The following is a 15015-nucleotide window of genomic DNA, read 5'->3' on the forward strand; positions in this document are numbered from 1 at the left end:
CTTATGCATATTACTTCACCGCAACGATTATTTGTCGGTTTTAGTTTAGCGAAACCGCAAATAAAACAAATATCCATGATACAGCTTGAGCTTGCGCCATTTTTAAATACTATTGCTAGGCCGGTTAACCTACACAATTTACACATGACTCTCGGCTTTTTGGGTCAAGTAGATCCGACCAGTTACCTCCAATTACTCGATGAAATTGAAGCCATGCCTAAAATCCAGTTTAGCCAAAATTTAACCTCCTGCGCATTTTGGCCACAGGCTAAATTAGTTTGCTTAGCAGGCCAAGCAGCTGAACCCTTAACGACAATGGCACGCACAATAATTGAAATAGCCAAACACAACAACTTTTATATTAGCCAAAAAAAAATATACACCCCATGTGAGTGTATTTCGTCATGTTAACACGCCGCCAATAGCCAAATTGCGATGCACGACAAAATTACAGCTCGAACCCACACATTTACATTTGTATCAATCGAGTAATCATTCGCACCAAGTTAATTATTCAATTTTAGCCTCTTGGCCTTTAACGCAATAAAAAACCACTGATAATGCAGGTTCATTATCAGTGGTCATATTTAACAGCACGATTTTAGCTGTCTTTTGTTAAAAGGCTTGTGTTGCTAATCTTTTAATAACTCAGCAATAGTCAATACGCCGTGAGTGGTTGCACCCGCGGCCCACAATGCCGAAGCTGAAGACTCAAATGCGCCAGCTAAGTCAACATGTAACCAGTTTGCCTCTGGTGACACAAAACGCCATAAGAAACCTGCGGCATTTGATGCTCCACCAGCGCCGCCCCCTTTTGCAGGACGGCTGTTTGCCGTGTCAGCATAAGCCGATGGGCACATATCTTTGTGCCAAGGGTCTAACGGTAAAGGCCATACGTTTTCAGACACAGCAGCAGCACGCTTTTGCGCAAGTTGTAGCGTGGCTGTTTGCGGCGAGAAAATCGCATTGTAGTTAGAACCCACAGCCATAACTGCGGCGCCAGTCAGAGTGGCGGCATCAATAATTAATGGTGCGCCAGTATCTGATGCGGCCTGTAGTCCATCGGCTAACACTAAACGACCTTCGGCGTCAGTATTAACGATTTCAACCGTGGTGCCGTTTTTATAGGTCAAGACATCGCCTAACTTAAATGCACGGCCACTGACTAAGTTTTCTGCGCAACATAAAAACAGTTTTACTCGTTTATTTAAACCAGCTTTCATCGCCAAGCCTAATGCTGCAGTGACAGTGGCAGCGCCGCCCATATCGCACTTCATGGCGAGCATACCTTCAGATGATTTTAAGCTATAACCACCTGAGTCAAAGGTAATCCCTTTACCGACCAATGCCACTGAAACAGGCGCATCTGCAGCTAGTGGGTTGAAATCAAGCTCAAGTAAAGCAGGTGGACGTTCACTGCCACGACCAACAGCATGAATGCCGACCCATTTTTTTTCTAATAATTCCTGGCCTTCAACAATGTTAAAGCTGATTTTGTCGCCACCAATGTCTTTAAGCCAAGCAGCGGCTTGTGTTGCTAAACTCACTGGAGATAAATCTTCTGGGGTGTCGTTAATTAATTTACGAGCAAATTGTGCCGCTTCAGCGCGCTGAGTTAACGTGGCTTGATCAGCATCACTGCCACACCACAGCACTTGATAACCCGCTTTTGCAGTGGCAAAACCTTGTGCAAATGCCCACTGAGTGTGAACACTCCATAAATCTCCGGCTAACTGCACAGCATTGACACCTTGATTGCGTATTTTTCTTGCTGCCATCTGAACCTGGCGTAATTCTTCCGAGCCAGATAAGTGAATCAAAGCTTGAGCACCTTGATACGTCACATCAGCTTTGCCCCAATGGGCAGCAGGAGCTTCAGTGGTGAGCGTTACCGTCATAATATCCATAATGATTCCTTGTTGTGCGCCAAACGGCGCAAATATCTTAACCTACCGAGCAAACGTTTATACGAGCTAATGGCAGTAGTGTAGACAAAACATAATCGATAAACCAAGCTAAAATTTGTTAGCATTGTTGTAAATGAACCTATGGCATATTGATACGCATGCAATTTGAACCCAAATTAGAAACGGGTGTTTTACTCAAACGTTATAAACGCTTTTTAGCCGACGTAGCTTTACCCGATGGACAAGTCATCACGATTCATTGTCCTAACACGGGTTCGATGAAAAACTGCCTATTCCCTGGTGAGCCGGTTTGGTTTTCAACCTCTGATAACCCCAAACGTAAATACCCTCATACATGGGAGCTAATGCAGACGGATCAACAGCATTTAATTGGTATTAATACTGGGCGCGCGAACGCCCTCGCAGAAGAAGCCATAAAGCAAAATGTCATGACTGAACTTCAAGGCTATGACACGTTAAAGCGCGAAGTAAAATATGGCAGTGAAAATAGCAGAATCGATATCTTGCTCACTAGCCAAACCCTACCAGAGTGCTATATTGAAGTGAAAAGTTGTACTTTGCTAGAAGACCAAGTGGGCTATTTTCCTGATGCCGTTACTACGCGGGGACAAAAGCATCTACGCGAACTTATCCATATGGTCACATTGGGCCACCGAGCAGTATTATTGTTTGTGGTACAGCACAGTGGCATATCGACCGTAAAACCCGCGCGTCATATAGACCCACAATACGCAGACTTACTTGAACAAGCCGTTGCTAAGGGTGTTGAAGTGTTAGCTTATAAAACAGAACTTTCACCACTAGGGAGTCAAATAATTGGACCTTGTAATGTGGTGTTGTGATCAAAAAACACTGAAATACTGAATAAAAATTTGCCTAGCTATAGAGTTTCTGCTATAGATAGCGGCCGTAAAAATAAGACATAGCGGCCGATAAGTTAAGACGCCCTTAAAACGCAAATGATTACAGGAGATGCGTTATGCCTGAAGGCACTAAAACACTTGGCGTACTCGCTATTGCTGGTGTAGCTCCTTACCAGGAGTCAGCTGGTGAAGAGTATATGAATACCAAGCAACGTGGTCACTTTAAACTGATCCTCGAAGCATGGCGTAACCAATTGCGTGAAGAAGTCGACCGTACGTTAACTCACATGCAAGATGAAGCAGCAAACTTTCCTGATCCTGTTGACCGTGCAGCACAAGAAGAAGAATTCAGCTTAGAACTTCGCGCTCGTGACAGAGAACGTAAGCTGATCAAGAAGATTGAAAAGACATTACAGAAAATTGAAGAAGACGATTTCGGTTTCTGTGATTCTTGTGGTATCGAAATTGGTATCCGTCGTCTTGAAGCACGCCCTACTGCCGATCAGTGTATCGATTGTAAGACGCTAGCTGAGATTAAAGAAAAACAAATGGCGGGTTAGTCCGTTATTTATTAGGGCGAGATTATCTCGCCCTTTTGATTGCTTTAATCTAAAAATAAACCGCGTAGTAGCGTAACCACACAATGGATTACGCCTATGCGAATTTATCGACCAAAAAATTCATCCTCATGAGCACACCTCAGTACATTGGACGTTTTGCGCCATCCCCTTCTGGGCCGTTACACTTTGGCTCGCTGATTGCTGCTCTAGGCAGTTACCTTCGGGCACACAGTCAACAAGGCCAATGGCTTGTTCGAATTGAAGATATCGATCCCCCTCGTGAAATCATAGGTGCCAGTGACGACATTTTGCGTACGCTCGACGCCTACGGATTACATTGGCATGGCTCAGTGTTGTATCAACATCAACGTTATGATGCTTATCAACAGCAAATAGATGAGTTAATTCGTCATGACCAAGCCTACTTTTGTCAGTGTACTCGTAAAATCATTCAAGCACATGGTGGCATATATGATGGCCGCTGCGGTTTACGCCAGCCACCCTTAACTCAAGGGGCTATTCGCATACGCAATCAGGCTAACGTTGATCATTTCAACGACTTAGTTCAAGGTGATGTGACAGTAGACAAGCGCTTTGCAGCAGAAGACTTTATCATTAAACGCAGTGATGGTTTATACGCCTACCAATTAGCCGTAGTGCTAGATGACGCTTACCAAGGTATTACTGAGGTCGTTAGGGGTTGTGATTTACTCGAAGCCAGCTGCCGGCAAATGAGTTTATTTTCATTATTAGGCTTAGATGCTCCACAATGGTTACATTTACCATTAGCATGCGTCCAAAAAGGCTTTAAATTATCGAAACAAAACCATGCCCCCGCAATCAACACCAAGCAACCACAAGCCAGTATCAATGCTGCGTTGAGCTTTTTAGGCCAGCCAGAGGTCGATGTAGATGCGATCGAGGTGATGCTTCAACAAGCGGTTGCACAATTTAGCCTAGATGGGATCCCAAAACACAAAGAAATCGTATTAGCAGCAACAAACCTGGCAACATAGTGAATAAATGCAGTAGTGGTTGTGCATTAAGCGGTTTTAGCCCCTTTGCACATATACTCATTGCATCACATTTAATGTATTATACCCGCCAGATTTTTAATCAATTTATTCGAGTATCACGAGGTGTATTATTTTTCGCCGTATTAGCCAATTCTGTAAACAGCTATTTGAAGACAACAAAGTAGCTCCAGTACTTGAAGAGCCCGTTCAAGAAGATGGCTTACGTCTGGATGTTATCTCCAGAGATGGCCACTCAATCTCACGTCGCCAAATTAGTGAAAACGCACTAAAGGTACTTTATCGCCTGAACAAATCTGGCTACAAAGCCTATTTGGTCGGCGGAGGCGTGCGCGATATTCTACTCGGTCTGCAACCAAAAGACTTTGACGTAGTGACCAATGCCACCCCAGAAGACATTAAAAAGCTGTTCAGAAATTGCCGATTAGTCGGACGTAGATTCAGGCTGGCTCACATTGTATTCGGTCGTGATGTTATCGAAGTGGCAACGTTTCGTGGCCACCATGGTGAAACTGACGACAAAATATCTAAGTCAAACGCTGAAGGTCGTTTATTGCGTGACAATGTTTACGGCGAAATAGACGAAGATGCAGAACGTCGTGACTTTACCATCAACGCACTTTATTACGATATCAGTGACTATTCTATTCACAGTTATGGTGGTGGTATTAGCGATCTTAACTCGCGTACTATCAAACTGATTGGCGATCCTGAAACCCGTTATCGTGAAGACCCTGTGCGTATGTTACGTGCCGTTCGCTTTGCAACCAAACTGGATATGCAAATCGACGCCACCACGGCTGAGCCAATCAATGCATTAGCGCCATTATTAAGTGACATACCTGCGGCGCGAATGTACGAAGAAGTGCTAAAACTTTTCTTTGCCGGTAAAGCACAAGCCAACTATCAAATGATGCAAGACTTTGGATTATTTGCACCGTTATTCCCGCAAGTGAGCGCATTAATTAGCGAATCGCCAAAAGGCCATACCGCCAAAATGCTTGACGCCGTGATGCGTAATACTGACTTGCGCGTAAGCCAAGACAAGCCTGTCACACCAGCATTCTTTTATGCGGCTATTTTATGGTATCCATTGAAACAGCGTGCTGATGATATCGCCATTGAAAGCGGGTTAACCCATTACGATGCACACGTAGCCGCTATGGGTGATGTCATGGAGCAACAATGTCGCACCATTAGTATTCCGCGCCGCTTTAGCACACCAGCAAAAGATATTTGGCAGTTGCAGTTACGTCTTGAACGCAGCCAAGGCACTCGCGCCTTTAAACTACTGGAAAACCCTAAGTTTAGAGCCGCGTACGACCTACTGCTATTAAGAGGCGAAGCTGAAGCAGGCAACACAGCTAAAATTGCAGCCTGGTGGCAATCCTTTGTCGAAGCAGATGAAGCTGAACGGGGTGATATTGCCAAAAGTGTCAATAAAAGCAGTAACAGCCGCAACCGTAATGCGCCGCAACGCAAACGCCGTCGTAAACCTGCGGCTAAACCTAAGCCAACAGCTGAGTAGCCATGGCAGTACAAGTTTATGTCGCGTTAGGGGCAAATTTAGCCAAGCCAACACAACAATTAGATGATGCCGTTGATGCGCTAAAATCATTAGCAGAAAACGGCTCATTGATTGTGTCGAGTTATTATGGCTCTGCACCGATGGGAGATGTTGTACAACCTGACTACGTTAATGCCGTCGCAGGTTTTATAACATCATTACCGCCCATCGACTTACTCGACGCACTACAACACATAGAACAACAACAAGGACGTGTAAGACTGCAACATTGGGGGCCACGCACTCTCGATTTGGACTTACTCCTTTACGGGCAACAGCAAATATCATTGCCACGACTCACAGTGCCACATTACGGCATGAAGCAACGTAGCTTTGTATTAATACCCTTAGCAGACATTGCGCCTACTCTCACACTACCCTGCAATACCAACCTTGAAAGCCTTATTAGTGTGACAATGCGCGATGAATTGCAAAAGCTTATCGAGTAGAGTTGATCTTAACCGGCAGCACATTAAGCTCAGCTTTTTAGTATTTCAATTTTTAAGAGTCTACTATGTCAAAAGTCACCAGTTCGACCCTAATCAAGTTCAAAAAAGAAGGCAAAAAGTTCACCGCACTCACAGCCTATGACGCCAGTTTCGCCGGCGCATTTGACAGCGAAGGTGTTGATGTATTGCTCGTGGGCGACTCGCTGGGCATGGTGCTACAAGGACATGACGATACCCTTCCGGTGACGATTGCAGACATCGCATATCATACTGCCTGTGTTAAACGCGGTATTTCACGTTCGCTATTAATAGCTGACATGCCATTTATGAGCTACAGCACTCCAGAACAAACCATGGAAAATGCTGCATTACTGATGCAAGCTGGCGCTAACATGGTAAAAGTTGAAGGCGGCCATTGGTTACTGGAAAGCGTAAAAATGCTCACAGAACGGGGGATTCCTGTATGCGCCCATTTAGGCTTAACGCCGCAGTCAGTGCACGTATTTGGTGGTTTTAAAGTACAAGGACGCGATGCAGAAAATGCTCAACGTATTCTTGATGAAGCCAAAGCGCTGCAAGCCGCTGGAGCGCAATTATTAGTGGTTGAATGTATCCCACCGCAATTAGCGAAAGCCATTACCGAAGCCCTGACCATTCCAGTAATTGGCATTGGCGCAGGCGCAGATACCGACGGACAAATTCTAGTGATGCACGATGTATTAGGTATCTCTAGTGGTTATATTCCACGTTTTTCTAAAAACTATCTCAAGCAAACTGGCGAGATCCGTTCAGCCATTCGAGCCTACATCGACGAAGTAGCTAATGGCACTTTCCCTGCTGAAGAACACACATTTAACTAGCCACAAACTCACCTGCTTGTGCTGCCATAATAATGCCGCACAAGCGCGTTAATTTTAGTAAGGTTCGACAAAAACATGATTACCACCGCTGCCATTTCAACCATTCGCGAACAAGTCAAAGCCTGGCGCATCAAAGGCGAAACCGTGGCTTTTGTGCCTACCATGGGTAACTTACATCAAGGTCATATCACCCTTGTTAAGGAAGCCAAAACCCGTGCAGATCATGTGGTGGTGTCTATTTTTGTCAATCCAATGCAATTTGGCCCTAAAGAAGATTTAGACGGTTATCCTCGCACGCTCGAACAAGACAGCGAAAAACTGGTTGCCGCCGGTGCTGAGCTATTATTTACTCCCACGCCAGAGCTTATTTACCCTAAAGGTTTAGCCCAGCAAACCTTTATCGAAGTTCCCCATATTGGCGATGAACTGTGCGGTGCAAGTCGCCCTGGGCATTTTCGTGGCGTAGCTACCATTGTGGCTAAACTGTTTAATATTGTGCAGCCCGACATGGCGTTGTTTGGACGTAAAGATTTTCAGCAATTAATGATTATCAAAACCATGGTTGAAGACTTATCTATGCCAATTGAAGTGATTGGTGTTGATACCATTCGCGAATCATCTGGCTTAGCAATGAGCTCTCGCAACGGCTATCTCACTGCCGATGAAAAACACCGTGCTGCAACCTTAAAGCGAACTATCGACGGCGTTATAACAGCAGTACAACACGGCCAGGATCACCACCAAGCTATCGCCCAAGCAGAGCAACAACTTAAAGCTGCCGGTTTTACCCCTGATTACTTTGAACTCAGAAGCGCAGACACCCTCCGACAAGCCAGTGAAAATGACAACCACCTCGTAGTCATTGCTGCCGCATACTTAGGTAAAGCGCGTTTGATTGATAATGTGTCATTTTCTCGTCACCCTAAATAATAATCATTGTTAAATAGACGCCCCTTTTCGCTAAGTTAATAAAATAAAAAACAAAGATTATTCATTTTTAGAAAAAATCCATTGTCAAAAAACTGGTTTTATCGATAAAATTGAGCCATATTTAATCAATCCAACGGCATAGAAAAACCATTGTCGTTGGGTGATTACGTGAATACGATTGATATGTAGTCAATATCCGGTAGCGCGAATGGCGAATGTCTTACTTTAGTAAAGTAAAACTATGTTAACCTGCTCAATTATTAAGTTGATTAACATTGCTCCCGCAGACAGTTAAAGTATAAAACGATACCGGCATGAGTAAACACGGTTACAGGGTATGTGAGTCGACACGGTAGTCAGCTAACTAAGCCTATGATGGTGGTATCAATATCGTAAGCACCAAACTCAGGTATTAAGTCAAAAGTACAGCAAAAGGATGTGTGGCCGCATGGCGAAAAGACTGTTATTCATTTTGTTGGCTTTGAGTGCATTTAGCGCTCAAGCTAATACTATTTACAAATGCATGAAAGAAGACAAAGTCGTTTTCAGTCAAACTGTATGCCCGCAAGAATTCCGCCAGCACAAAATTGAATACCAATTAGGTATTACTACCGAAATTGACTCTGACAAACGTGAAATTAAAGAAGATCCGCTAAAAGCCCTACTTAATAAGCAAACCATTTCTAAAGAAAAGCTTTTGCAACTACTTGACGGTGAGATTTATCGCTTAAAGCAAGAAAACAGCTATTTTGAAATTTTACGCGCCAGCGAGATTCAAAAACTAGACCGTAAACGTTATTGGCAAACTAAGCCAAAAGAAGACCCAAGTTACGGTTTAGAACTGCAAGAAATTACCGATCGCTTTAATGATTTAACCAAAAATAATATCAATGTCATCAGGGTATTGAATCAGCATAAAATGAAGATATCTGCTGAAACGCCCCCTGATGAATATATGAGTAATTAAGCCTAATGCCTCACGGCTCCATTAATCGGGTTTAAATACACCAATCATACTGCCGCTGGCTTTTTTCGGCACTTCAATATCGGTTTGTAAGGCACGGTAATCACAATCTGTGCATTCTACCGTTTCAATACCATTTTCTTTAAACAACAAAATACTGTCTTGTGCGCCACATTTAGGGCATTTAGCGCCGGCAACAAAGCGTTTTTTGATTTTGGTCATAATTTTTACTCTTAATGATACCTTCTAATTTATACGCCTATTTTGCCTTATTCATCCACATGAGTCCCGCGATTGTGGGAAATAAATTGCAGATGCGATATCATCTACGCCATTATTCTATTGTTAAATATTCAAGTTGTAATTAATGATCAACATTAGCCAAGCTCAATTAGTTCGCGGCAGCAAAACCCTTCTCGATGAAACCTCACTGACTATCTATCCTGGACACAAAGTGGGCTTGGTCGGTGCCAACGGTACCGGTAAATCATCATTGCTTGCACTAATATTGGGCCATTTACACCTTGATAAAGGCGACTTTAGCTTGCCAGCAGGTTGGCAAATTGCCACCGTAGCCCAGGAAACTCCAGCACTTGACGTATCGGCTCTTGAATACGTGCTTGATGGCGATGTTGAATATCGTCAACTCGAAGCTCAACTCAACCAAGCGCAGCATGACAACGACGGAAACGCGATTGCCCTTATCCACGGTAAAATTGATGCCATAGGCGGTTATGCCATTCGCGCACGCGCTGGAGCATTGCTTGCAGGTTTAGGCTTTGGTGAAGCAGAGCAAAGTAACCCAGTTAAAAGTTTCTCGGGTGGCTGGCGTATGCGCCTTAACTTAGCCCAGGCGCTATTGTGTCGTTCCGATTTATTACTCCTCGATGAGCCAACCAACCACTTAGATTTAGACACCATGTACTGGCTAGAAGGTTGGATTAAATCGTATCAGGGCACGTTAATTCTTATCAGCCACGACCGTGACTTTATTGATGGCATTGTTGATGAAATTGTTCATGTTGAAAACCATAAATTAAACTTCTACAAAGGTAATTACAGCGCCTTTGAACGCGTGCGTGCTGAACGTATGGCGCAACAACAGGTTGCCTTTGAACGCCAACAAAAAGAACGATCGCACATGCAATCGTTTGTTGACCGTTTCCGTTACAAAGCCAGTAAAGCAAAACAAGCACAAAGCCGTTTAAAAGCGCTTGAGCGTATGGCAGAGTTATTACCATCACAGGTTGATAACCCTTTTCAAATGGCATTTAGAGAGCCAGAAGCCCTGCCTAATCCACTTGTTGCAATGGAAGATGTGTCGATTGGTTATGGCGACAAAACTATCCTTAAAAAAGTACAGCTTAATCTGGTGCCTGGTGCTCGTATCGGTTTATTAGGCCGTAATGGCGCGGGTAAATCGACCTTAATTAAGTTGTTATCAGGGCAACTCCACGCTAAAACCGGCAAGTACGAGCCTAACCCTGGGCTCAATATTGGTTACTTTGCCCAGCACCAAATCGAGTTTTTAAGCCTAGACGACTCACCGCTACAGCATTTAGTGCGCTTAGCTCCGGCCAGTACGCGCGAGCAAGAATTACGTAATTTTTTAGGGGGTTTTGGCTTTAATGGCGATATGGCATTAGCCCCAGTAAGACCCTTTTCTGGTGGTGAGAAAGCACGTTTAGTATTGGCATTATTGGTGTGGCAACGCCCTAACCTGCTACTACTCGATGAACCGACCAACCACTTAGACTTAGAGATGCGTCATGCATTAACCATGGCACTACAAAACTTTGAGGGCGCAATGGTCATTGTATCGCATGACCGTCACCTGCTTCGTCTAAGTTGCAGTGATTACTACTTGGTTGACCAAGGTGTAGTGAAGTCATTTGAGGGTGATTTAGACGATTACCATCAATGGTTACTCGATGCAGCCAAAGCCGCTCAAACCAATAATAAGAGCGAGGCTCACGCTGCGGGTGGCGATCAAATTGATAAAAAGCAACAAAAGCGCATTGAAGCAGAGCTAAGGCAAAAAACCTCACCGCTTAAAAAGCAACAAGCCAAATTAGAAACTCAACAACAAAAGATTTCACAACGATTAGCTGAATTAGAGACAGAACTGGCAGATGGCAGCTTATACGAAGCCGAGAACAAAGCCAAAATGACTCAAGTGCTTAACGAGCGTACCAGCCTAACCCAGGAAATGGACGAAAGTGAAATGAACTGGTTAGAGCTACAAGAACAAATTGAAGAAATAGAACAAACGATTCAATAACAGAATGTTGACTGTGGCGTTTATTCGTAAACGCCTTAGGAAAAACCAATGCCAACACCAATAAATCGTCCCACATTTACGCCCAATTTATGGCGCGAGTGCGAACAAGCTTATGCTCAAAATCCTCGCGCTTATATCCTATTACAAGACAGTCACAAGATTAATGTTAACTTATTATTGTTAGCCCAATATCTTGATGAAAAAGCGTATTTGTTAACTCAATCGCAATGGGAAATACTCATCAGTACCACCGCGCAGTGGGAAGAAAGCGTATTGCAGCCATATCGAAAGTTACGTCGTATTGCCAAACAACACTTAGCAGAAGATGAATATCAAAAAATGCTCGATGTTGAATTAATCATGGAGCGCAAGTCGCAACATTTATTATTACAAAGGCTCAATAACTTGGTTGGTGAGACATTCAATTTAAAACATGCTGATAACTCAAATAAACAACATTATTTAAGTTTATTGGGTTTAGACGAGAGTGTTATGGCAACGGTAAACTAAACGCTATACATCGTTTATTACAAGCGAAAACTGCACCCACTACATTGTTTCAAGTGAGTGCAGTTTTTAACCTTATTGAGTACTTAAAATTGATAGTTAAACTCTATTCGGTGGTCACCACTTTTAAAGCTATCGTGTTCAGTCCAATTCGCGTAATAACGAATATTTGATCTTGGTGCCAACTGGTAAGACACAATAAACTCATGGGCAAAGGCAGAAGACTCCCCAGAAAACCCATGATCTTTATAGGTATCTGACCCAGACAAACTCGACATCCACATTGGATTGTAATTCAACCAAATGTTATCTGTAATATCGAGTTTACTGTAAAGACCCACCATACCGAATGTGCCAGGGACCGAATAACCACTGGTCATTTGATCGTCATCTCCAACAACATTATTCCCAAAAGCGGCTCCCACACCAACAAGCGGGTACAACTGCAAAGGACCATATGCAGGAAGCGCTTGGATCAAGCTATATGAAATGGCCCCACTCTCATTGTTAAAGTCATAATTAACATCGAGTTGCGAGCCTCTCCCGTTAGTTAAATCAACGCCAAAATTACGAAAGCGCATACTATCAACACTATTGTTAGCCTCATCTCGCCAACCGAAAGTCTCTCCCATTAAGCCTTTAAACTCGAAAACATTCATGCCCATGGTGGTGTCGCTTCCAGTATCAAAAGACTGACCCAATTTAATATTGACGCCTTTATCGGTTGTCCCGACGCCCATTTGTGTGTAAACCGCCAAAGGATCTGACATATCTTGGATTTCGCTGTTTTCATCAGCTACAACCTGACTCGAAAAAAGCACTGCGATTGCTAAGTAAATATTTTTTTGCATGACTTAATCTCCAACACTAACTGAATAAGAGCACCCACTCCAAACAAGCTGGGTGCTACCTCAAATGACATAAATTACCTTGTGACTATCGGTACTTGCTTGCCATACGGCGATTCGATGTGCTCGATAAGTACCTTAAGAACAGGCTCTTCTGTTGTTAGTGTGTTAAAGAAAAATAAGTCGTAGAACGCTTTACGGGATATGACCTTCGGCAAATTACCCGCGCTATGACCAAGCTCATGCACCATTACCCCAGAGCGAATGCCAAACGTATAATCAACACCATCGAGAATTACGTTAGTCAACAGGGTATCTTCTGGCGTACTACTGAGTTTTTCAGAGTTAAGCCTAGTGCGAAGAATTTTAAATAAGTCGTCCATCTCCATCTCGTCCATGGTATTTTCGGACAGATTTATCATCATATCTGACATCACAAATGCACCATTTTCCAGCTCCATTGCACCAGTGAGTGCCCAGTTTCTCCAACCTGGGGTTGATTGCGAATAGCCCCACTGTTTCATTGCATCTGCTTTAAGCTGTTTCATTTGTTGATCTTCAGGGTTAGCCCGCACAGCCCAGGTCGTAATATCCATCGTCCAGCCGTAATTACCGGCTTTAAATGCTTTTTCAGCAGTCTCATAGATATTGTCTCGCCCGCCTAACGCCTCAACATACAGCTCAGCTCGGTCTTCAAAATTAGGTTTTGCAAACTCCGTTGGGTCGCCCTGATACCAGCCCATATAACCGTTGTAAATATTGCGAACATTTTGCTCTACAGAGCCCCGTAATGGTCGGTGATATTCATGATCGCTGATGTGTTCAGGTAATGTGATATGCAGTTCTATCTCATCACGAGTCATGCCTTTATTCATCAAACGGATCGTTTCATCATATTGATACTGTAAAGAGTCACGCCATACGCTGAACACAGATTCAACATAGTCTTCGCCAGTCACGGGGCGTCCATGATGATTAGTGAAGCTTTTAGCATGATATGAGCGCATACGATCGACACTGTCTTTCCACTCTTCCATATCACGGTATTGCGCCCCTCGAATGGTATAAACATTAGGGATCGTTTCTCCCTGGATAGAATCCCCTAATAACATTTCACCGTTTTCAGGCATGTAGATTGCGATATGATCGCTAGACTCACCCGGCACATGGAAAAGCTCCATTTCAACTCCATCGATGACCATAATTTGTTGGTCATCAAGTGTGATATTGGGCTTTGCCGTAAACGTGGTTCTTGGGTCATAGACTTCTTTTGGCACATAACCAATGCCTTGGCCGACATAACCTTCAGCTCCCACTTCTAATGGAGCACCAAAAGCATACATACCGCGATGAGACATCAATGGCGATAAAAAGCCAGATTCTAAGGCAAACATTTCAAACAGCTTTTCATGTGCAATCACATTGATTTCACCAGCAGTAACTTGCTCTGGCGTGACGTAAGCGCCGGTACCAGACAATTGATCAGGGTGGTGATGAGAGTAAATAATGGTATGGAACGGTAGATCTATCCTCGTTGCTTCACGAAATTTCTCAATGGCGACTTCTGCAATTTCGTTAGAGTAATGAGTGTCAAATGCGATTAAGCCTGTGTCACCCACGACAATGGTTGAATTGGTCATTTCAAAACCGTAGATCTGATATACCCGATCAGAGAGTTTATAAATGGTGGGTTTCATGATGCCATGCATACGCTTTAACTCAGGATGGACTGAATCACTGGCTTGGATATTGCTATTGCGCAGCTTTGCTTCGTCTTTTGATTCAAATATGTTGTAGTCAGCACTCCATATCACTTCAGGCAGATTAACGGTGCTTTTTAAATCATTCAGCACCTTGTAGTTATCTTTAGCATGCGTGCCAGATTTAAAATCAACTTCAACTAAGGCATTTTGTGGTGAGCCAGCAATAAAGACGTCGAGATCTTTTGGGTAGCCTCGAGTGTCATGATTATGCACTTGAGTTGCCGCAATATAACCGGCAATAGAATCATCGTCATGTTTAACTTCTACATGGGAATGACCATTAACCTGGAGTGTTTCACCTAATGTAAAATGATTATGCTGCTGCGCGTTGGCGGTTAAGCTAACCAGACCTATTGCTACGGCTAGTAAATTCTTTTTCATGTTGTTACCTCTACAATTTAATAAACGACTATTCGTTTATTTGTTGAGGCAATAATAAGAATTAGAGGTGATTAAATATA

15 protein-coding genes are annotated in these 15015 nt (G+C 43.5%); 11 read left to right on the top strand and 4 right to left on the bottom strand.

Translation table 11 applies throughout. From position 1 onward, the window contains the following. The first annotated feature begins 3 nt into the window (after positions 1-3). Positions 4-411: a 2'-5' RNA ligase family protein gene (locus tag IEY48_RS11030; protein WP_188920238.1), complete on the top strand. Its 408-nt coding sequence runs from the start codon at positions 4-6 to the stop codon at positions 409-411. Between the two features lie 221 nt (positions 412-632). Here IEY48_RS11030 and pepB read toward each other — a convergent pair whose 3' ends face one another. Continuing rightward, positions 633-1907: an aminopeptidase PepB gene (gene pepB / locus IEY48_RS11035; protein WP_188920240.1), complete on the bottom strand. Its 1275-nt coding sequence runs from the start codon at positions 1905-1907 to the stop codon at positions 633-635. A gap of 158 nt (positions 1908-2065) precedes the next feature. Between pepB and sfsA the strand changes: the two genes are divergently transcribed. The 8 genes from sfsA (at position 2066) to IEY48_RS11075 (ending at position 9158) form a co-directional block, all read left to right on the top strand. Next, positions 2066-2770: a DNA/RNA nuclease SfsA gene (gene sfsA, locus IEY48_RS11040; protein ID WP_188920242.1), complete on the top strand. Its 705-nt coding sequence runs from the start codon at positions 2066-2068 to the stop codon at positions 2768-2770. Positions 2771-2907: 137 nt separating this feature from the next. Beyond that, a complete protein-coding gene (gene dksA, locus IEY48_RS11045; RefSeq protein ID WP_188920244.1) occupies positions 2908-3351 on the top strand; it encodes an RNA polymerase-binding protein DksA in 444 nt (147 codons plus the stop codon). Between the two features lie 128 nt (positions 3352-3479). Next, a complete protein-coding gene (gene gluQRS, locus IEY48_RS11050; protein WP_188920246.1) occupies positions 3480-4367 on the top strand; it encodes a tRNA glutamyl-Q(34) synthetase GluQRS in 888 nt (295 codons plus the stop codon). Between the two features lie 235 nt (positions 4368-4602). Then, complete coding sequence (locus tag IEY48_RS11055; protein WP_229786412.1) at positions 4603-5913, top strand: polynucleotide adenylyltransferase PcnB; 1311 nt, start codon at positions 4603-4605, stop codon at positions 5911-5913. Between the two features lie 2 nt (positions 5914-5915). Then, positions 5916-6401: a 2-amino-4-hydroxy-6-hydroxymethyldihydropteridine diphosphokinase gene (gene folK / locus IEY48_RS11060; protein WP_188920248.1), complete on the top strand. Its 486-nt coding sequence runs from the start codon at positions 5916-5918 to the stop codon at positions 6399-6401. A 65-nt stretch (positions 6402-6466) separates the two neighbouring features. Continuing rightward, the gene (gene panB, locus IEY48_RS11065; protein WP_188920250.1) at positions 6467-7261 is read left to right on the top strand and encodes a 3-methyl-2-oxobutanoate hydroxymethyltransferase; all 795 of its coding nucleotides are present in this window, start codon (positions 6467-6469) and stop codon (positions 7259-7261) included. Between the two features lie 75 nt (positions 7262-7336). Then, positions 7337-8191, top strand: coding sequence for a pantoate--beta-alanine ligase (gene panC / locus IEY48_RS11070; protein WP_188920252.1), 855 nt, complete (start codon positions 7337-7339; stop codon positions 8189-8191). A 448-nt stretch (positions 8192-8639) separates the two neighbouring features. Next, positions 8640-9158 carry a DUF4124 domain-containing protein gene (locus IEY48_RS11075; RefSeq protein WP_188920254.1) on the top strand — a complete coding sequence of 173 codons (519 nt, stop codon included), beginning with the start codon at positions 8640-8642 and terminating at the stop codon, positions 9156-9158. Positions 9159-9179: 21 nt separating this feature from the next. Here IEY48_RS11075 and IEY48_RS11080 read toward each other — a convergent pair whose 3' ends face one another. After that, positions 9180-9377, bottom strand: a complete 198-nt coding sequence (locus IEY48_RS11080) for a YheV family putative zinc ribbon protein (RefSeq protein WP_188920256.1) — start codon at positions 9375-9377, stop codon at positions 9180-9182. A 145-nt stretch (positions 9378-9522) separates the two neighbouring features. Between IEY48_RS11080 and IEY48_RS11085 the strand changes: the two genes are divergently transcribed. Next, on the top strand, positions 9523-11436 hold the full coding sequence (locus IEY48_RS11085) for an ABC transporter ATP-binding protein (RefSeq protein ID WP_188920258.1): 1914 nt from the start codon (positions 9523-9525) through the stop codon (positions 11434-11436). Positions 11437-11484: 48 nt separating this feature from the next. Continuing rightward, a complete protein-coding gene (locus tag IEY48_RS11090; protein WP_188920260.1) occupies positions 11485-11946 on the top strand; it encodes a TIGR02444 family protein in 462 nt (153 codons plus the stop codon). 83 nt (positions 11947-12029) lie between these two features. Here the strand turns inward: IEY48_RS11090 and IEY48_RS11095 are convergent, their stop codons facing one another. Continuing rightward, positions 12030-12794 (bottom strand): hypothetical protein, encoded by a 765-nt coding sequence (locus tag IEY48_RS11095; RefSeq protein WP_188920262.1) that lies wholly within the window; start codon positions 12792-12794, stop codon positions 12030-12032. 74 nt (positions 12795-12868) lie between these two features. Further along, positions 12869-14935 carry an alkyl sulfatase dimerization domain-containing protein gene (locus tag IEY48_RS11100; RefSeq protein ID WP_188920264.1) on the bottom strand — a complete coding sequence of 689 codons (2067 nt, stop codon included), beginning with the start codon at positions 14933-14935 and terminating at the stop codon, positions 12869-12871. Positions 14936-15015: the final 80 nt, after the last annotated feature.

The sequence above is a fragment of the Shewanella saliphila genome (genome assembly GCF_014648295.1).
GTDB lineage: Bacteria > Pseudomonadota > Gammaproteobacteria > Enterobacterales > Shewanellaceae > Shewanella > Shewanella saliphila.